The 19496-nt window shown below is 49.8% G+C and carries 20 protein-coding genes; 8 read left to right on the top strand and 12 right to left on the bottom strand.

Annotated elements, in window-relative coordinates; genetic code table 11:
• Nucleotides 1-95, top strand: a 95-nt coding sequence (locus tag HCN83_RS17245; protein ID WP_168009492.1) for a transposase, incomplete at its 5' end; no start/stop codon positions are given.
• Between the two features lie 92 nt (nt 96-187).
• On the opposite strand, the gene HCN83_RS17240 is transcribed toward HCN83_RS17245, so the two are convergent.
• Nucleotides 188-649: a hypothetical protein gene (locus tag HCN83_RS17240; protein WP_168009558.1), complete on the bottom strand. Its 462-nt coding sequence runs from the start codon at nt 647-649 to the stop codon at nt 188-190.
• Nucleotides 650-727: 78 nt separating this feature from the next.
• The gene (locus HCN83_RS17235; protein WP_168009556.1) at nt 728-1525 is read right to left on the bottom strand and encodes an HAD family hydrolase; all 798 of its coding nucleotides are present in this window, start codon (nt 1523-1525) and stop codon (nt 728-730) included.
• Nucleotides 1526-1860: 335 nt separating this feature from the next.
• On the opposite strand from HCN83_RS17235, the gene HCN83_RS17230 reads away from it, so the two are divergent.
• From HCN83_RS17230 to HCN83_RS17220, 3 genes are all read left to right on the top strand, one after another.
• Nucleotides 1861-3324, top strand: a complete 1464-nt coding sequence (locus tag HCN83_RS17230) for a SulP family inorganic anion transporter (RefSeq protein ID WP_168009554.1) — start codon at nt 1861-1863, stop codon at nt 3322-3324.
• Between the two features lie 15 nt (nt 3325-3339).
• Entirely contained in the window at nt 3340-3762 is a 423-nt protein-coding gene (locus tag HCN83_RS17225) for a universal stress protein (RefSeq protein ID WP_205774739.1), read from the top strand.
• A gap of 211 nt (nt 3763-3973) precedes the next feature.
• Complete coding sequence (locus HCN83_RS17220; RefSeq protein ID WP_168009552.1) at nt 3974-4396, top strand: universal stress protein; 423 nt, start codon at nt 3974-3976, stop codon at nt 4394-4396.
• 114 nt (nt 4397-4510) lie between these two features.
• On the opposite strand, the gene HCN83_RS17215 is transcribed toward HCN83_RS17220, so the two are convergent.
• The 3 genes from HCN83_RS17215 to HCN83_RS17205 all read right to left on the bottom strand — a co-directional run bounded on the left by HCN83_RS17215 (nt 4511) and on the right by HCN83_RS17205 (nt 7437).
• Entirely contained in the window at nt 4511-5905 is a 1395-nt protein-coding gene (locus HCN83_RS17215) for an MATE family efflux transporter (RefSeq protein ID WP_343033766.1), read from the bottom strand.
• Nucleotides 5902-6342, bottom strand: coding sequence for a MarR family winged helix-turn-helix transcriptional regulator (locus HCN83_RS17210; protein WP_168009550.1), 441 nt, complete (start codon nt 6340-6342; stop codon nt 5902-5904). Before HCN83_RS17210 ends, HCN83_RS17215 begins: the two co-directional genes overlap by 4 nt.
• 147 nt (nt 6343-6489) lie before the next feature.
• Nucleotides 6490-7437 carry a D-2-hydroxyacid dehydrogenase gene (locus tag HCN83_RS17205; protein ID WP_168009548.1) on the bottom strand — a complete coding sequence of 316 codons (948 nt, stop codon included), beginning with the start codon at nt 7435-7437 and terminating at the stop codon, nt 6490-6492.
• Between the two features lie 234 nt (nt 7438-7671).
• Between HCN83_RS17205 and HCN83_RS17200 the strand changes: the two genes are divergently transcribed.
• Nucleotides 7672-8064 (top strand): hypothetical protein, encoded by a 393-nt coding sequence (locus HCN83_RS17200; protein WP_168009547.1) that lies wholly within the window; start codon nt 7672-7674, stop codon nt 8062-8064.
• 375 nt (nt 8065-8439) lie between these two features.
• On the opposite strand, the gene HCN83_RS17195 is transcribed toward HCN83_RS17200, so the two are convergent.
• The 5 genes from HCN83_RS17195 to HCN83_RS17175 form a co-directional block, all read right to left on the bottom strand.
• Complete coding sequence (locus HCN83_RS17195; protein ID WP_168009546.1) at nt 8440-9210, bottom strand: PAS domain-containing protein; 771 nt, start codon at nt 9208-9210, stop codon at nt 8440-8442.
• A 78-nt stretch (nt 9211-9288) separates the two neighbouring features.
• Nucleotides 9289-10440, bottom strand: a complete 1152-nt coding sequence (locus tag HCN83_RS17190; RefSeq protein ID WP_168009545.1) for an ROK family transcriptional regulator — start codon at nt 10438-10440, stop codon at nt 9289-9291.
• 11 nt (nt 10441-10451) lie between these two features.
• On the bottom strand, nt 10452-11957 hold the full coding sequence (galT, locus tag HCN83_RS17185; protein ID WP_168009544.1) for a UDP-glucose--hexose-1-phosphate uridylyltransferase: 1506 nt from the start codon (nt 11955-11957) through the stop codon (nt 10452-10454).
• Nucleotides 11958-12953: a UDP-glucose 4-epimerase GalE gene (gene galE, locus HCN83_RS17180; protein WP_168009543.1), complete on the bottom strand. Its 996-nt coding sequence runs from the start codon at nt 12951-12953 to the stop codon at nt 11958-11960.
• A 1-nt stretch (nt 12954) separates the two neighbouring features.
• Entirely contained in the window at nt 12955-14118 is a 1164-nt protein-coding gene (locus HCN83_RS17175; protein ID WP_168009542.1) for a galactokinase, read from the bottom strand.
• A gap of 310 nt (nt 14119-14428) precedes the next feature.
• Here HCN83_RS17175 and HCN83_RS17170 point away from each other — a divergent pair, with 310 nt between their 5' ends.
• Genes HCN83_RS17170 through HCN83_RS17160 form a run of 3 tightly spaced genes read left to right on the top strand, consistent with a single transcriptional unit; the run spans nt 14429 to nt 18008 of the window.
• The gene (locus HCN83_RS17170) at nt 14429-15187 is read left to right on the top strand and encodes a DeoR/GlpR family DNA-binding transcription regulator (protein WP_168009541.1); all 759 of its coding nucleotides are present in this window, start codon (nt 14429-14431) and stop codon (nt 15185-15187) included.
• Nucleotides 15184-16101 carry a 1-phosphofructokinase gene (pfkB, locus tag HCN83_RS17165; protein WP_168009540.1) on the top strand — a complete coding sequence of 306 codons (918 nt, stop codon included), beginning with the start codon at nt 15184-15186 and terminating at the stop codon, nt 16099-16101. Before HCN83_RS17170 ends, pfkB begins: the two co-directional genes overlap by 4 nt.
• Entirely contained in the window at nt 16098-18008 is a 1911-nt protein-coding gene (locus HCN83_RS17160) for a PTS fructose transporter subunit IIABC (protein WP_168009539.1), read from the top strand. Before pfkB ends, HCN83_RS17160 begins: the two co-directional genes overlap by 4 nt.
• Nucleotides 18009-18587: 579 nt before the next feature.
• Here HCN83_RS17160 and HCN83_RS17155 read toward each other — a convergent pair.
• Both HCN83_RS17155 and HCN83_RS17150 read right to left on the bottom strand, forming a co-directional pair.
• Nucleotides 18588-18773: a YqaE/Pmp3 family membrane protein gene (locus tag HCN83_RS17155; RefSeq protein ID WP_168009538.1), complete on the bottom strand. Its 186-nt coding sequence runs from the start codon at nt 18771-18773 to the stop codon at nt 18588-18590.
• Between the two features lie 34 nt (nt 18774-18807).
• On the bottom strand, nt 18808-19044 hold the full coding sequence (locus HCN83_RS17150; RefSeq protein WP_168009537.1) for a hypothetical protein: 237 nt from the start codon (nt 19042-19044) through the stop codon (nt 18808-18810).
• Between the last annotated feature and the right edge of the window lie 452 nt (nt 19045-19496).

The raw sequence follows: 19496 nt of genomic DNA, 5'->3' as shown, positions 1-19496 counted from the left end.
CGAAGATCAAACTCATTAAGCGCCGCGCTTATGGCTATCGAAACAATGAACACTTTAAAATACGTATCAGTTTAGAAACTGGCCGAGCAAACTAGCTCGTCAACTACACTTTATGGTGAAGAGCCATAATTGCACAAAACAATCAATATTATCCAGAAAAAATGATACCGCTTACGTTATTGTTCCATCAGTCTTCCTGTGCATCTCCTCCGCCGCTCTGAACGTCTACCCGCTGTCGAAGCGTATGTTTATATTCGCGGCTCTCTGCTTCTTCGCCCATTGGCGTAACGGTAAACACCGCTTCAGCTTCAATTGTGAGTTCTCCAGGCTCAGCCTCTACTTCGACAGGCTCACCGCTGTGTTCTGTTTCGTCATCCAGCGTAACTTCCTGCATCTCACCCGTCGTGTTTTCATCTGCTTCATAAAGCAGCGTTTCTCCCTGCTCCACTCTCGTAATCGTTGCAATATGCTCTTCATAGTGAAAGAGCGCTTCATGTTCACCGGTATACATCACGACCGGTGTTACAGAAAGCGTTCCTCCAGCATACTCCGGATCCAGATACAATTCTGCCTGCTCATATGGACCAGCTTCCCCGCATCCGCGCAGTGTGATCACGGATACGATAAAGAACAGTAATCCTGCCTTCATCTGCGTTCCCTCCTGTTTTCCAGTCCCTCTCATTTTACCTAATGCTTGGGGTTGAGGTAAAGAAAACAGTTGGCCGCGCTATTGTGCTTCTACTGTTCCTGCCTGCAGCACGTGGCGTACAAGAAAATCAGCCGCTCCATCCTCTGCATTTGTACCTGTCACAAAATCGGCAGCTTTTTTTAGTTCGGGTATAGCATTGCCCATTGCAACACCAGTGCCGGCGCGGCACAGCATGTCGATATCATTCGGCCCGTCGCCAAACGCGATCGCTTCTTCTTTGGAAATACCATATTGATAAAGCAGATATTCGATCGCGGACCATTTTGATATTTCCTTTCGTACCAGTTCAAATCCGTCCTGCCAGCGAATTAAGTCCGCCGTCCGGCTGTACAGTTTTTTTGGCAGCGTAATGAAGTCCGCAGACCGAACGCTGTACTTTAATATATTCTCCGGTTTAACCGTATGAAGCGGCCCTGTGTAGACCGGATATTTTCCGCCTTCATTTACCCAGGCCTGTACAATCTCGTCCTGTTCCAGGCAGTAAAGGCCCTCTTCTGCGTGAACCATGATGTTACGGGCACCGGAACGCACGACCGCTTCATGCAGCTCCCACGGAGAATGCATGTATTTCATCTGCAGCGGATCGAGTGAAAACCAGTCGTATACAGCAGCCCCGTTCAGGCAGATCATCGGAGTTTTCAGCCCAAGACTGCGGTGGTGCGGCAGGGTAATATCCAAATGACGACCCGTAGCGAGAAATACATAAATACCGGCCCTCTTCAGCTCTTCAATGACATGTCTCATTTTAAGCGATATGGTCTCTTCATTATTTAACAGCGTTCCGTCCATATCGAGAAATACGGCTCTGATGCGCATGTATGCTTCATCCTCTCTTCGTTCTATACCTGCATCATACCCTCTGAACGTAAACACTGTGTTAAGCCACATTAAAGGTTGATGCCCTGAATATAAAGGTTTTGTAAAGTTCCTCCTTCGCCTGAAGCAAATCGCTCATCAGCCAGTTTTAGTTCATCAAACAAGTATATACGAAAAAAAAGAGAATTAATGACTAAAAAGACGATAATATAATATGACGTACGCTTACATGGCTTTTTGACTTTTTTTCATAAACTGATATACTCCTTATGTTCTCTACGGACCGAGTCTTTCCCGGAAAGACTCTATAAATTTAATAGAAAGAGGTGCACGTGTTGTCTACAATTGAAAAGTGGAAACAGGAATGGTTCAGCAACGTGAAAGGAGACGTTCTGGCAGGGCTGGTTGTAGCCCTCGCTTTGATCCCGGAAGCGATTGCTTTTTCCATCATTGCTGGTGTTGACCCGATGGTCGGCCTCTATGCCAGCTTCTGTATTGCTGTCATTATCTCGTTTGTCGGAGGACGCCCCGGCATGATATCGGCAGCGACAGGAGCAATGGCTCTGCTCATGATTACGCTTGTAGCAGACCATGGCTTGGAGTACTTGCTCGCCGCTACGATTCTGACAGGTATTCTGCAGATTTTATTCGGGGTGTTTAAGCTCGCTGCGTTGATGAAATTTGTGCCGAGATCCGTTATGATCGGCTTCGTCAATGCGCTTGCAATCTTAATTTTCACGTCCCAGCTGCAGCATTTTGTCAATGAGACGTGGGTGATGTATGCCATGGTGGCCCTCACGCTGGCGATTATTTATATTTTGCCTAAGTTTACGAAAGCCGTCCCGTCCACTCTTGTTGCGATTGTCGTCGTTACGGCGATAGCGATCATCATGAATGCCGGTGTGCGGACAGTCGGTGATATGGGGGCACTCCCCGATACACTGCCGATCTTTGCTCTGCCTAATATCCCGCTGAACATGGAAACGCTCATGATCATCTTTCCTTACTCGTTAGCGCTTGCGATGGTCGGGATATTGGAATCCCTTCTCACCGCCTCGATCGTGGATGATATGACTGATACGGACAGTGATAAAAATAAAGAAAGCCGCGGGCAAGGAATTGCCAACGTCGCCACAGGTTTCTTCGGCGGCATGGCAGGCTGTGCGATGATCGGACAATCGGTCATCAACGTCAAGTCCGGTGGTACGGGCAGACTATCCGCTTTAGTCGCCGGTACGTTTCTCATGTTCCTCATTCTTGTCGTCGGCGACTGGGTCGTCCAGATTCCGATGGCTGCTCTTGCTGGTGTTATGATCATGGTATCAATCGGTACGTTTGACTGGTCGTCGCTGACGAACATTCATAAAGTACCGCGGACAGATGCACTCGTCATGGTAACAGTCGTCGGTACAGTCGTTTATACGCATGACTTAGCGATCGGGGTATTTGCCGGTGTTATTATGAGCGCCATCTTCTTTGCCTGGAAGCTGTCTAAAATTAAGGTGGAGGAACATTTCAACGTTCGCACACGTGAGATGACGTATGAAGTCCACGGTCAGCTCTTCTTTGCTTCCGTACAGGATTTCACCGATCAGCTTGATTTTAACGCCGATGTCAGTCACGTTATTCTCGACTTATCGAATACACAGCTGTGGGACGACTCTGCAGTTGGCGCTATTGATAAAGTGAAGCACAAATATGGACTCCGTAATATTGAAGTGTCTATCACTGGATTAAATAAAGAAAGCTATAAGCTAATGGAAAAGATCGGCGGCTTAAACAAAGCCTCCGGTCATTAAGGAGGCCGTTCGATTATGAAACGTATCTTACTTGCAGTAGATGGCTCTGAACACAGCAACCGGGCCGCCGAAAAAGCAATTGGACTTGCCAGGATCACGGAAGACTCTGAAATTGAACTGCTTTATGTTGTCGACGGCAGCCGCTCTAAAACAGATATCCTGCACTACGGAGATTCCGATGCCGCTTCCGCAAAGCGCCGCCGAATGCTGGCCGCGTTCGAAGAAATGATTACTGCAGAGAACATCTCTGTAACGTCGACCGTTCTTCAAGGAAAGAACGGCGTAGCAGAGCCTATCATTTCCCATGCGAACGACGGCGCGTACGATGTGCTTGTTATTGGAAGCCGCGGACTGAACACGATGCAGACGATGGTTCTCGGAAGCGTCAGTCACAAAGTAATGAAATACGTGAAAGCACCGGTTATGATGGTTAAATAACGTGAATCAGGCGTCGGTTCTCGATGCGCATATCTGACCTGAAAGGACTCTCTCACGCGGAGAGTCTTTTTTTATTTTGACAGGAGCAGTTCTATTCAGTCTGAATGAGTGGAACCGGAACGACACGAACCGTGTTCTGTGTATTGTTTTATTCATGTGAATACGGGAAGATAGCAATATACCCCTATTCGATGAATAAAGGAGGCTTTTTATGTTTACTCATATTTTAGTCGCAGCAGATGGTTCTGATCACAGCTTCAGGGCATGTGAAAAGGCAGCCGAGCTTGCTTCTCTCGAAGAGGACGCTGTCATTGAGCTGCTTCACGTAGAACTACGAAGCCGTTCGGTACAGGATGAACTGGAAGATGAAAAACCCCATTCGCCTGCCGAAGAGCAGCAGCAGCTGTTCGAGCAGTATAAGGCAGTAGACATCGGAGCCGCTCAATGGAAAGAAACGGTGATCATGGAGCGGGAAAATGTAGCATCGTCGATTATTGACTACACGAAGGAATCGGGTGCCGACGTACTCGTGATAGGAAGTCGCGGACGCAGCTCTCTGCAGACGATGGTACTCGGCAGCGTCAGTCATAAAGTCATGAAATACGTAGAGGTACCGGTGCTGATCGTAAAATAACGATTATCTGCACCTGGCTGAACCAGATGCTTAAAAGGGATGATCAGATCAACGCATTAGAAGCCAATGTGAAAAACCACTCTCTGTCAGATGAACAGAGAGTGGTTTTTCTCGTCAGGCATGCTTTTCCTGAAGATTTTCTTTTTCCTCCGGATGGCGCTCCTCTGGAAAAAAGAGCTTCCGATCCCGCCTTAAAAAATAAAGTGACAGCAGAACAGCAAGAATATCAGCTGCCGGAAATGCAATCCAGACGCCCCATACTCCGATCACCGGCGCCAGAATCAGGACGAGCGGGATTAAAAAAAGAACCTGCCTGGCCATTGATAAAATCAAGGCCGGTCTCGATTTCCCAAGCGCCTGATACAGTCCGCCGCTGATGACCTGGATGCCAATTACAAACGCCACTGCGAAAATAATCCGCAGTGCATCGACACCTGCATCAATGACTGCCTGATCCTGCGTGAAAATACGCATCAGCCAGTCCGGTATCACCATAGCGGCACCGAATACGAGAAAGGAGAAGATCGTTACAACCTTCAGGGACAGCTTGATAGCCTCACTCATCCGCCCGAACTGCCTGGCTCCGAAGTTATAGCCGACGATCGGCTGCATCCCTTGTAATATTCCCATCATTGGCATCAGTGTGATCATCGCAATCCGCTGCACGACGCCAAACACACCGACGTAAAACTCGCCGCCGTAGCGAATCAGCATTGCATTGATCACGATCATCATGACACTGCCTGCGACCTGACGGGCGAATGCCGGCATACCAACGACAGACACTTCTTTAATAATCCGCCATGCCGGCAGCATCAGTGCCGGACGGATGTGAAGGGAGCTATTCCCGCTGATGAAATACTTCAGCACCATAAAGGTAACCGAAGCCTGGGATATGACGGTTGCAATCGCTGCACCCTGCACCCCCATATTGAGCCAGATAATAAAAATCGGATCAAGAATGATATTAAGTACTGAGGGAATAATCATGGTGATCATTGCAAATCTGGCGTTTCCTTCTGCACGTATGACCGCATTCGTTGTAAAGGCAAACGTAAAAAAGACCGTACCCATCGTAATTGGAAAAATATATGAATACGCCATCGCCATAACGGTCTCGCCTGCTCCAAACAGTGCCAGGACCGGATTTAAAAGAGTAAATGATCCAATAACACCAATGACACCGATCAGAACGACAAGCATCATCATGTTGCTGAACACATGATCCGCTTCTTTTTCCTTTCCTGCCCCAAGTCTTCTGGAAATAACAGAAGCACCGCCCATGCCTAATGCCCCTGCTACAGCCATCATGACGATCATAAGCGGAAAGGCGAGCGTCACAGCAGCCACGCCGTCGATTCCTACCGCATAAGAGATGAAGATAGTATCAACGAGATTATAAACTGACATCGCGAGCATCCCTGCAATCGCAGGGATAGACAGCCGTTTCAGCAGTGCCGGGATCGGTTCAGAACCAAGTCTTGCACTTTGTTCCTTCTGTGAACTCACTTGGTTTCCTCCTCACGAAACGTGATACGCACTTTCTTGAGAAGCCTTCGCAGCTCGTCGCCCTCTTCTTGTGATAATGCACTCGTTATTTTCGTTTCCGCCTGTTCAAGCGAGGTCCACATTTCCTCTTCTATGTGCATTCCCTTCTCTGTAAGGGAAATGACCCTGCTGCGACGATCTTCCCGGCTTTGCATTTTTCGGATCAGTTCTTTTTTTAACATCGTCTCCAGCAGGCCGTTCATCGTTGACCCCTGTACGTTCAGCCTTTGCATCAGCTCTGCCTGTGTCATACTGCCTTCTTTATAAAGAAGGAACAGAATGTTGCTTTGAGATCGTGTCAGCCCAAGGCCTGAAAACTTACGGTTGATGTCGTTTTGCAGCATGTGAGCCGTCATGCCAAGTTCATAGGAAAGCAGCTTTTCTATAGGCTGATTCATACATTGTCGTCCTCCATTGTAAATACTTCGTTCCCTAATATTACGTCATGCGAAGGATTTCGTCAATCCCATTTTAAGGAAATGCAAGCACAACAAAAAGAGCTGCCTGCACGCAGCTCTCAAAGAACGATAGAACACAGGAGAACGTTAATACCCGTTCTCCTGTTTCACTTGATTAACCGGGAGTGCTTCCCTCTTTGTGTAAGCGATTAAGTTCGGGAGCAGGATATCGCAGACGACCCGTTCGTTGTAAAATTCAGTTGATCCTGCTGTGTGCGGGGAAATAAGTACATTATCCATTTCCCAAAGCAGATTCGTTTCCGGGAGTGGTTCTTCTTGAAAAACGTCCAGTCCGGCTCCTCCGATTTCCTTTCGTGCAAGCAGCTCCGTCATGGCCGATTCATCCACCGTTCCTCCTCGCCCTACGTTGATGAAAAAGGTGCTCTCTCCCATCCTTTCCAGACGTTCACGGGAAAAGAACTGATTCGTTTCTTTCGTCAGCGGGAGTGCATTTACGATGAAATCTGCCTCGCCGAGCTGCTGATCAGCTTCCTCCGGTGTTACGATTCTATCGGCGTAGTGTGATAGTGCGCCACTTTTGCGGACTCCGGTGACATCCATACGGAAAGCTTTGGCGAGCCTTGCTGTTTCTTCACCGATTGCTCCCATTCCATAAATAATGATCGAAGCTCCATGAATTTCATGCTTCAATCCGGCATGATGCCACTTCTTTTCAGTTTGCTGTTTTGCATAAATGGACATACGCCTCGTCCAGCCCAGCATAAAGGCAAAAATCGTTTCGGAAATTGGCGCAGCGTGGACACCGTTGGCGCTTGTAATCCGGATGCCCCGGTTAAAATATGTATCCAGCGGAAGGTGGTCGACTCCGGCACTCCATGTCTGAACCCACTGGAGGTTTTCTCCGGCATGTTCCATCATATCTGCTTTCCACCCCGCAGCTGCCTCCGCTTCCGGCAGCCAAGGCTCCCACGTTTCTTTTTCTCGTCCGATAATCACATTCCAGTCAGGGACTGCTTTCCTGATCTTAGTACTAAGCTCTTCATTTAAATCCTGGGCAATCACGATCGTTCGCATCGAAAGTCCTCCTCTGTCTCATCGCTTATCATTATTACTCTTTCGACCAAAAGCGGTTGATTTCCTGCTTCTTCGCTGCGCTGTTCAGCGCCTTCTTGAAGACAAACTGTCATAAACCCTTCATAATAACCCGTCTTCTCCCGGTTCCTCCCGATTCACCTTTCGCTTATAATAGAAAGCAGGCTCTACTTAAAGTAAGCATCCATCCCTCTTCAGAAAAAGGAGTTTTTGTTTATGTCATACAGTAAAATGCTGCTTATTGCCGCTGCCGTTTTCGGACTGATCGGAACATTTATGGGCGGACACATGGCAGGTTCCGGCGGCCCTTCACTGCGGCCGATCCACGCGCACGTTCTGACAGCAGGCTGGCTTTCCCTGTTTGCCTGGTCTATCTATTATAAAGTATACCGCCCTGGCAAAACGCTCCTCACCGCGATCCATGTATGGACGGCGCTGATCGGCACCATCGGCCTGTGCCTTGGTATGTATTTGTATATGATGGAGCCTTTTCCGCTTCCGGGTCTGGTTACGCTGCTGTTTTATATTATCAGCGGCTCCGTTTTAATGGTCAGCTACTTTGTCTTTTTAATTCTCGCCATCCGGACTCCGGACACCGAAACAGCCTGACATACGGCAAAGCGAAAAAAACGTCCCGAACAGATAAAGCAATTCCGGCTCTATAGTATCTGAGAAAAACGGGCCCGCGCCCGTTTTTTCTCTTGGGCGGATCAATCAGGAACCTTGCAGCATTATCGAATAAAGTCATCTCCCTTGAAGATGACTTAAACGGAGGCAAACGCTGCTCAGCGCCGTTCAGATCTGCGAACGGCATGGCATACAAGGGTCACCCTGAGAAATAGCTGAAGGCCAGCCCACGGCAGGCTCAGTAAGCAGAGGGGAAATACAATCAAACGAATAAACAGGTAAGTTGTAAGACTTTTTCAACAGCCTGAAAAAACGAGCCCTTAAAAGGCTCGTTTTTTGGATTGGATTAACCTACATTTATTCTGCTTCGATGGCTTCGATGGCTTGCTTTACGGATCCGTACGTCTTCAGTGATGACAGATCGATGTCCAGGCCGCGGGTATGCATTGCGACTTTCGGCGTAATACCGGTGATCACCATCGTAACACCCTTCAGCTTCAGCAGATCGCCAAGCTGAAAAATTCCGACGACAGCGGCTTCATCCACTTCTCTGAAACCGGAAAGATCTAAAATCAGCGTTTCAATGGCTGACCGGTCAAGCTCTGGCAGAATGCGTTCCATAATGATATTCATTCGTTTTTCATCGATATTCCCGATAAGCGGAAGGACCGAAATAGTCTCTTTTATTGGTACAATCGGAGTTGAGAGCAGCTCGATTTCTTTGTTGTAGGAAGCGAGCTTTTCTTCGGCTTGTTTAAATTCCGTAATATCTTTTTGAATGCCGACAAAATAATACTGGTCTTCAGACTCCAGATAAATCGGATCGATATGAAGCAGATTCCAAAACGGTGTACCGTCTTTTTTATAATTGAGCAATTCTACAGACACCGGCTCTTTTTCTTTCACCGCGCTGCGAATTTTATCGACTTCCTGCTGATCGGTTTGTTCTCCTTGAAGGAATCGGCAGTTGCGGCCGATGATATCCTCCTGGGAGTAGCCGGTCAGATTCGTGAATCCTTGATTAGCATAAATAATTGGGTTATCCGGCTGCTGAGGGTCGCTGATGATAAAGACGAGCTGTGTTTTTTCGAGGATTTTATTTTTAAGTTCCTGTAAGTCCGTAACCACGTTATCGCTCCTTTGCTGCTTCCGTTGAACGTGTCTCTATTGTACCCAACTTCCAAACGGAAGAAAAGCCGGAGCTGATTATGCGTCCGGCTCTTGCAGAATATAGTCACGAAGTATGAGCGAACAGGCGCCCCGGAGTGTGCTGCTTTCCAGAGTGGAAACACGTATCTCTGTCGCTGCAGCACGTTCAGTCAAAAACCGAGGAGATGCTGCGCTGCGGGCTGTTTCCATCAGCTGCTCATTACGGCTTAAGCCGCCTCCGAAAATAACCGCTGCAGGGTTGAATGTGTGCACCGCATTAACAAGCGCATAACCGAGCCACGTACCTGTCCGCTTCAGCGCCCCGGCCGCAGCAGGGTCCATACTTCCAGCAGCAGCAACGTCTTTGCCTGATACGTACGGCGTCCGTTTCGTCATCTCATTTGCCTGACGGACAAGTGCTTCTGATGAAGCGAGCGTCTGCAGACACCCTTTCGCTCCGCATGAACATAAAACTCCTTCCGGATCTGCGAGCGTATGCCCAATCTCACCGGCTATACCGGAATCTCCTTCTGATACTTTGCCATTTTCAACATATGCTGCTCCCAGACCCCGTCCGGCATTAATGAACAGAAAGGATGCTAAGTGACGCCCTTCTCCATACCATGATTCAGCCAGTGCCATCGCTTTTACATCATTACAGATCGAAACCGGCAGCCCGGAAGCTTCTTCAAGCGCCTGCTGAAGTGGAACTTTTTTCAATCCATGGGCAGGTGCATGAACGGAAAGACCGCTGCGGCTGTCGACGATGCCGTGAACGGCCGCACCGATACCGAGGACCTGCTCGGTTTCTTCTTCCACAAACGCCTGCAATGATGACGTTATAAGTGAAAGAAAGGATCGCTCCGTCAGTTGTTCCGGGATCGGCACTGTTTCTATGCGCAGCAGAACCGTATCCAGTCCTGCCGACGCCATTCGCAATTCATTGGAGCCGATATCAACACCGACAAGCCGTTTTGCCTGGTCATTCATTTTTAGCAGTATTGGCTTCCGACCGCCGCTCGAGACGCCTGCTTTTGTCTCTCGCACAAGATCCTCCTGCAGCAGTGCAGTGACGATATTCGTGACAGAGGCGGCTGTAAGACCTGTCATCTCAGCAATACTGGCGCGGGAAATGCCGGATGTACTTTGTCTGATCGCGTGCAGAACGCGGCTTCGGTTTCTTGCTTTCATATGCTGAAAACTGCTCATCGCCTTTCCTCCTATTGCTGAATCGCCAGCAAAAACTGTTGGAAGGCACGGATTCCAGCTTCGTCACGTTTAAAGACTCCGGCGTGTTCCAATATTTCTGCAAACACAAGACCGGTTTCTTCCTGGAGCAGCTCCTCCATCTCTTCCACATCAGCCGTGCGCCTGTCTTCGGATACAGTCAGTGCCCAGTCTGCGTGCTTAGCGGTTTCGCCTTCATACAGCGTCGCTTCCGGATGATTTCCAGCCAGCTTTTCAGCTGTGTCTCGAAGCTCCTGCTTCAGCCTTCCCGGCAGTACCGCCAGACCCATCACTTCAATCAGGCCGATGTTTTCCTTTTTTATGTGATGGACGTGTGCATGCGGATGAAAAATACCGTCCGGGTGCTCGCTGGAAGTGCGATTATTACGGAGCACAAGATCCAGTTCAAATGCGTCTCCCCGGCGTCGTGCGATCGGTGTAATCGTCTGATGCGGTGTTCCATCGGTCTCCGCATAAATGCCGGCAGATTCATCGCTGTAGGTACGCCAGCTTTTCAGAACATGTTCTGCTGCTCTGCTCACTTCCTTGCGATCCTCTCCTTGCAGCCTGACGACTGACATCGGCCACTTCACTCTTCCTGCTGTGACACCGGGAAATTGCTTCATCGTTATGGCTTCTTCCACTTCCGCTCGAGCCATCGGGAACGTGTAATAGCCTGCCTGATAATGATCGTGGCTTAGAATCGAGCCTCCGACGATTGGTAAATCTGCGTTTGAGCCAATAAAATAGTGTGGAAACCGTTCGGTAAAAGCAAGCAGTCTTGTAAACGTATCGCCGGTAATTACCATTGGCTCATGCTCCTGCTTCAGCACAATAGCATGTTCGTGATAGTATACGTACGGCGAGAACTGAAAATGCCACGCTTCGCCGTTAAGCGTTACCGGGATCGTTCGTAAGTTTTGACGGGCGGGATGATTGAGCCGCCCTGCATATCCTTCGTTTTCCCGGCATAGCAGACAGAGCGGGTAAGACGATACAGGCTGATGCTTCAGCTTTTCAATTTCAGCCGGATCCTTCTCCGGTTTTGATAAATTGATTGTCATATCAAGCGCTCCGTAGGCTGTATCTGTCTTCCAGGTAACGTTTTTCTCGATTCGCTTCGTCCGGATGTAATCAATCGCTTTATTCCATTCATAAAACCAGGCCGTTGCCTGCTCCGGACTTGTTTTCTCCTCTTTTACGAAACGCTTTATAATGCGTGACGGCTTGTCTGCAAACACACCCATCAGCTTCGTATCAAACAAATCCCTTTCGGTTATCGTATTGCTCTCGATTCTGCCCTGCTCTGAAGCCCAATCCAGAATATCCTCCATAATCGAATGAAGCTCCCGCTTCTCCACGGATTCCGGCTGCTGGAAGTCATTGAGATGCAGCTTTTCCAGCAGCTGATTCCGGCAATAGACGTGATCCTCTGCTTCAATCAGCTCCTGACTGACAGCCCAGTTCGTTAACTCTTCCACTAAGCGGCTGATGCTCATTCAGCTCTCCTCCCTGTAGCCATGGGGATGCTTTTGATGCCAGTCCCATGCAGTTTGAACGATCGTGTGCAAGTCGTCATGCTTTGGCTTCCATCCTAATACAGATGTCGCTTTTTCGGAGGAAGCAACCAGCTCAGCCGGATCTCCTGCGCGCCGCGGCGCTATTTCCCGGGAAATAGCGCGTCCGGTTACGTGCTCAGCCGTATCGATCACCTGCTTTACACTGAAGCCGCTGCCGTTGCCGAGGTTAAACGTATCCGAGCTGCCGCCGCTGCGGAGATGCTGCAGCGCCTGAATGTGCGCCTGAATCAGGTCCTCGACGTGAATGTAATCGCGGATGCAGGTGCCGTCTTCTGTCGGATAGTCATCTCCGAAGATCATAATTTTTTCCCGCTGACCGAGTGCAGTCTGCAAAATAATCGGGATTAAATGCGTTTCGGGATCGTGATCTTCTCCAATATCGACGGTTGTGTGAGCACCTGCCACGTTAAAGTAGCGCAGAACAACGTAATCCATGTCATATGCCTGCCGGCACCAGTGCAGCATCTGTTCGATCGCAAGCTTTGTCTGCCCATACGTATTCCCCGGCTGAGTCACAGCTGTTTCCGTAATTGGCACCGTATCAGGTTCTCCATAAACGGCTGCTGTTGACGAAAACACGATATGCTCCACGCCGTGATGCTTCATGACTTTCAGCAGGCTGATCGCCCCGCCGACGTTGTTATCGTAATAGTCAAGCGGCTTTTCCATGCTCACTCCGACGAGCGAATCAGCGGCAAAGTGCATCACAGCATCAATCGCTTCCGACGCAAACATTGATTCAAGCGCTTTTTCATCGCGAAGATCCACCTCATAAAAGGCTGCCTGCTCCGGTACGGCTTTTCGATGCCCGGTTTGCAAATTGTCCGCCACAACGACCTCTTCACCTGCTTCAAGCAGCGCAGCTACTGCATGGCTTCCGATATATCCGGCTCCTCCACATACGAGTACACTCATGTTATGCCTCTCCCTTCCATTTTCCGGCTCCTCCGCCGATGTCCGTTACGTAAAACGCCGGTTCCCAGCCGACTTCAGTCTGATACGTCCTTCCGAGACGCTCCAGCGTTTCCTGTAAACCCTGTTTTTTCACTACGGCAATTGCACAGCCTCCAAATCCTGCTCCTGTCATTCTCGCACCAAGCACCGTGTCTTCAGCCCATGCAGCTTCAACTAAAGCATCCAAATGGTCCCCGGTCACTTCATAGTCATCGCGAAGGGAACGATGGGAGGCATCCAGGAGTTTTGCAAAGCCTGCGATGTCGCCATTCACCAGTTTGGCGTGTGCATCCTTCGTTCGCTGCTGCTCGGTTATCGCATGACGTGTCCGGGCATATTCTACAGGTGAAAGGAGCTTTGCTTTTTCTTCCAGCATTTCCAGCGGAACTTCGCACAGATATGCCGGTTTTCCTTCCTGCTGCAGGTGCCTCAGCGCAGATTCACATTCTTCTCTGCGTTGATTGTACGCAGAATCCGCAAGCTCCCGGCGTTTGTTCGTATTCATAATAACGAGGACATTGTCACCTAATTCGAGCGGAGCGTAGGAGACATCGAGCGTTCTCGTATCAAGAAGCATCGCCTGCTTTTCTCTGCCATTTGCAATCGCGAATGGATCCATGATTCCACAGTTGACCCCGAGATAATCGTTTTCTGCCTGCTGCGCCAGTTTACTGAGTGTAACCTGATCGAGTCCCAGTTCCCGCTGATCATTGAGGACGGTGCCGATCAAAACGTTAAACGAAGCCGATGAGGAAAGCCCCGCCCCGTTTGGAATTGTGCCTTCCACAACGGCCCGAAATCCCTTTACCCGACGGCCTGTCTCTCTTTCAATTACTGCCGTCATCGCTCTTACGAAATCAGTCCAGCCCCCCTCCAGCGTTTTGTTCTTCTCCAGATCGATCGTCTGAATGCCGTCTTCCGGGAAATTAACCGAGTATATCTCCACCTTTCGCTCTTCAAGCGGCGAAACGGCTGCATACGTTCCGATTGTTAGCGCAGCCGGGAAAACGAGGCCACCGTTATAATCAATGTGCTCGCCAATAAGGTTGACCCGCCCTGGTGAAAAATAGAGCGCTTCTGCTTTCCCGCGAAATAATTCCTCAAATTTCTGTTCTACTGAAGACATTCTGACACCTCTTTATTAATTAATTTAATTAAGTAAGTTCATCGTATCATGCTTGCTGCATTTCTTCAACCTGAATGGAAATCAGCCAGTCAGTCAATTTCATTCAAAACCATTCAACACTCTGATGACCTTTTGCAAGATTTCACCGATTATTGCGTTATGCGAAAGAAAAATTAGCTCATTTACCCCTTGCTATAACTAACTCCACCCATGTAATTGAAGGAATTTGATTGTTTTTGAAAGAAAGTGATTGATTTTGATTGTTTTCTGTTTTATACTCAATGTAATCCCTTACATGGAGGCGGAATCAATGCTGACATACGAACGGCACGACATCATTTTAGAGCTTCTTCGACAGAAGCGCACGGTAAAGCTGACGGATCTGACAGAAGCGACCGGAGCTTCTGAATCAACGATCCGGCGTGACTTAATAGAGCTTGAGGATGCGCAGAAATTAAAGCGCATACACGGCGGCGCTTCCCTACCCTCCCGGAAATCGGATGAGCCGACGATGCTCGATAAAAAAACGGTCTTCGCAGAAGAAAAGCAGCGCATCGGCAAGCTGGCTGCCTCTTTTATCGAGGACGGCGATTCGATCTACCTGGATGCCGGAACGTCAACGGAGGCGATGCTGCCCTTCATTGAAGCGAAAGACATCGTGATTGTCACGAACGGACTCAACATCGTAGAGCCGGCCCTGCAGCGCGGTTTCCGCACTTACGTTCTAGGCGGTTACGTAAAGTCAGGCACGCTTGCATTCATCGGGAGAACAGCCGCGGAATCATTAAAGCAGTACCGGTTCGACAAAGCATTTCTGGGAACAAACGGGGTCGATCCCGAGTTTGGCTTTTCGACTCCCGACCCGGAGGAGGCAGCAATCAAGCAGCTTGCTATCCAGGCCGCACAGCAGGCTTTCGTTCTGGCGGACGCCTCGAAACTGCAGCAGACGTCTTTTTCCCGCTTTGCTTCTATTCACGATGCCGCACTTATAACAGAAATCAAATCCGAGACAGAGCTGTTTCTGGAACAGCTGAGTGAACATACTACGATTGAAGGGGTGAAGCCATGATATACACCGTTACGATGAACCCGTCGATTGACTGTTTTATGGAACTGTCCGAGCTGGTTGAAGGAGCGACAAACCGGGCATCCGAACAGCGGATGGTTCCCGGTGGAAAAGGAATTAACGTCTCGCGCGTGCTGCACCGGTTTGACATCGGCTCTATTCTGCTCGGCTTTACTGCCGGGTTCACCGGAGCCTTTCTAAAAGAGGAGCTGACGGCTGAAGGGCTGCAGGCACACTTTACAGATACTCCCGGAATGACGCGCATCAACATGAAGCTGAAAACGGCAAAAGAAACGGAAGTGAACGGTCCTTCTCCGGAAATCAGCCAGGACTATGTGAGTGAGCTCCTCCGAAAACTGGAGCTAGCTGATAAAGACGATCTGCTCGTCTTATCCGGAAGCCTCCCTCCGTCACTTCCGGCTGATACGTATCGGACGATTGCAGAAAAGACACCGCTGAAAACGGTTGTGGATACGAGCGGCATACCGCTGCAAAAAGCCCTTTCAGCCAGGCCTTATCTGATCAAGCCGAATATCGATGAACTGACCGCTCTATACGGCCAGGAATCGGCGGATACATCAGGTGCTGTCCTTCTAGCGAGAAAAGCTGTAGCCGACGGAGCGAAAAACGTACTCGTCTCCCGGGGCGCTGAATCCGCCCTGCTCGTTTCTGCTGATCGCGTGCTCGAGGCAGCCGTCCCGTCCGGCACGATCCACTCAACTGTTGGAGCAGGCGATTCCATGGTTGCCGGTTTTCTCGCCGGCTTAGCAAACGGCCATCCGCCTGAAGAGGCGTTTCGCTGGAGCATCGCGGCCGGATCGGCTACTGCATTTTCAGAATCCCTCTGCTCGAAAAAATTGGTTGAAGAACTGCTGCCGTCCGTCTCTGTTAACGAATATAAGGAGGAATCGGTATGAAAATCACAGAGTTGCTCACAGTTGAAACAATTGTACTGGATTTGACAGCTGACTCAAAAGACGGCGTCATCGATGAGCTTACTGCAAAGTTAGATAAGGCTGGAAACTTGAACGATCCTGCCTCATTTAAAGCAGCTATTCACGAACGTGAATCACAAAGCTCAACCGGCATTGGTGAAGGGGTTGCGATCCCGCACGCGAAAACGAAAGCTGTGACCCGTCCTGCGATCGTTTTCGGCCGCTCCAAAACGGGTATCGACTATGATTCACTCGATGCTCAGCCGGCTCACTTATTTTTCATGATTGCCGCTAGCGAAGGAGCGAACCAAACCCACCTTCAGGCATTGTCCCGCCTTTCGACGCTGCTTATGGACGAGTCCTTCCGCGAAGAGCTGATGACCGTATCTTCGGAAGAAGATCTGCTTGCAGCAGTTGACCGGAAAGAAACAGAAAAGCTTGCTGAAGAGGATCCAAAGGAAGCATCCGGAGACCGCCCGTATTTTCTCGCTGTCACAGGCTGCCCGACCGGAATTGCACATACGTACATGGCGGCTGACGGCTTAAAAGCTGCTGCTGAAAAGCTTGGCTACGACATTAAAGTGGAAACAAACGGCTCAGACGGTGTAAGAAACGCGCTGACAGCAGAAGATATTGAAAAAGCAGACGCGGTGATCATCGCTGCGGACACACGGGTGGAAACAGACCGTTTCGATGGCAAGCCTCTGCTGAAAGCACCGGTAGCCGCAGGCATCCGCAAGCCTGAGAAGCTTCTCCAGGAAGCACCTGATGCACCTCTGCACCAGGCAGCCGGAAGCGGAGAGCGCCAGGCCGCTTCTGCATCGGGTCTCGGATCTGCAAAATCGGCAGGTGCCGCGTTTTACAAGCACTTGATGAGCGGTGTATCAAACATGCTGCCATTTATTGTCGGCGGCGGTATCCTGATCGCTCTTTCCTTCTTCTTCGAAGATCCGGTCACTGGAGAAATGGGCTGGTTTGGTGAGATTCTGTCCACAATCGGCGGAGCGAACGCCTTCTTCTTCATCGTACCGGTACTGGCAGGCTTCATCGCTTACAGCATCGCGGATCGTCCTGGTTTTGCTGCCGGTATGGTCGGCGGTCTCATGGCACACAACGGCGACGCCGGTTTCCTCGGCGGGATTGTAGCCGGATTCCTTGCAGGTTATCTTGTACTTGGCATCCGCCGTTTGTTCAGCTTTATGCCTGCTTCACTTGAAGGCATCAAAACGATTTTGATTCTCCCGCTGTTTGGTATCTTTACAACCGGGTTCATTATGTACTTCCTCGTCGTACCGATGGCAGCCGTACAAAGCGGTCTCGTCAGCTGGCTCGGCGATATGCAGACAGGCAACTTCGTCATTCTCGGAATCATTCTCGGCGGGATGATGGCAGTCGACATGGGCGGACCGATCAACAAATCCGCTTACGCATTCGGACTGGCTATGATCGACGCAGGGCTGTATGCTCCGATTGCCGCTATCATGGCTGGCGGAATGGTACCGCCGCTCGGTATTGCGCTTGCTACGACGTTCTTCAAACGGAAGTTCACGAAGGAGCAGCGTGACTCCGGACGCACTAACTATATTCTTGGAGCTTCGTTTATTACAGAAGGCGCCATTCCTTTCGCAGCAGCTGATCCACTGCGGGTGATCCCTTCCCTCATTGCCGGATCTGCCGTAGCAGGAGGACTGTCCATGTTTTTCGGTGCCGCTTCTGAAGCACCGCACGGAGGCGTGTTCGTTATCCCGATCATGACACAGCCGGTGCTGTACGTCATCGCGATTCTGATCGGATCTGTCGTTACAGCAGGCCTGCTGTTTATCCTGAAAAAAGATATCGATCAGGCCCCTGTATCCGGAACGCCAGCACCACAGAAAAAGACAGCTTAAAAAAGGAGACGAGCCGCCCGGGTTGGGCGGCTCGTCAGAGTGTTGATAACGTCATTTCAGGTGAATCACCTTGCATCTGCCTGCATCTGCGGACACTCGCTTTCCGGAGGGAACGGCCTCAGCTAACCGCTTCTTCCTTTCATCAGAAGCGCTGGATCTTCGCCTCGTTCTGATCCTCTCGGAGTCGAGTTCCTCCGATTTGGCAGCTGACAGTCCGGTTGAAACCCTGGTGAGGATTCTCACGAGCTTGTTCCATATGGATGGACCTTTCGTTAGGCAATGCTTCGATGTCGAATAGGGATGCCAGTTCGTCAACGTATCCACCACAAAAAGCGGCAGCGTCAGCGATCGGGACGTTTTTTATCCATCAAACAAATCCATTTCCCCTTCGTGTCCGTCGTGCCCGTTGAAGCCGCGCTCTTCTTGCAGACGGCGTCACCCTGAGAAAAAGCGGAAGGCAAGCCCACAGCAGGCTCGGCAATCAGAGGGGAAATACAATCAATCGAATAAACATGTAAACAAATTGACTTTATCAACAGACTGACGAGCCGCCCGGGTTGGGCGGCTCGTTTGTTTATTTCACGTTCCTCGCATGTATTTGTCCATTCGTTTGTCGTCTTTGTTTTCCTTTACGACAAGGATCGCATGGATCATGCCTGGTATATAGAAAAACAGGGTTAACACCAGGTTAATCAGTGCCTGAATCGGTTTCCCTGCGAGAAGAACTGCTACTGGCGGCAGTAAGATGGCAAGCAGCCACATCATAAGACGTCATCCTTTCTAATTTCAATATCCCGGACTAGTTTTCTTCACCGGGAGGTCTGCCTCGTAAACGATTACGGGGAGGCTGCTGTCGCGGAACATCGTCGTCCGTGATGCCCACTTTGGCACGGAAAATAGATTCTTTTTTCAGGACCGGCCGGCCTTTTCCAAGTCCGACCTGTTTTTCCTCAGATCGGATCACGGTTGAGCGGTCCTGGGTTTTTAAGTCGGATACAAGCTGCTTCATATCACGGAACAAGTCGCGCTTCCTCACTGTACCCCTCCTTTTTTCACGAATCGTATAGCTGTTCTTTACCCGTTTTTGAGCGGATTAAAGCGGTAGAAAAGGCAGTGCCGGTTTTTTCACACGATGCATCAGGATACGTTGGGAAATTCTCTGTACACCGGTGTGGAGCACTCTTTATGATGGTTTCAGGGGCATTGTTACGTTTGAACAGCGTTAAGTAACGTTTGCGAAGGCTTAAGTTGTTTTATTCGTTATAACGGCCTGTTAAGTTGCCTGAGTCGTTATTGCACGGACTTGAGTTCTTTTTGGACACGCTTAAGTTCCTTTCAGGTGACGTTAAGTTGTTTTCGAGGTAAGCGTCAAAGAAACCGTGTCCGAACAGTGTGAAGATCGAGCAGGAGAACATCAAAAAACGGGCAGCCGCGGGGATCTTCCCGGGGCTGCCCGTTTTGGGCTTACGGCGAAACAGGGCGTCGACC

Origin of the sequence: Alkalicoccus luteus, from assembly GCF_012034335.1 — a bacterium.
Classification (GTDB): Bacteria; Bacillota; Bacilli; order Bacillales; family Salisediminibacteriaceae; genus Alkalicoccus; species Alkalicoccus luteus_A.
This window is presented reverse-complemented; position numbering and strand designations above follow the sequence as displayed.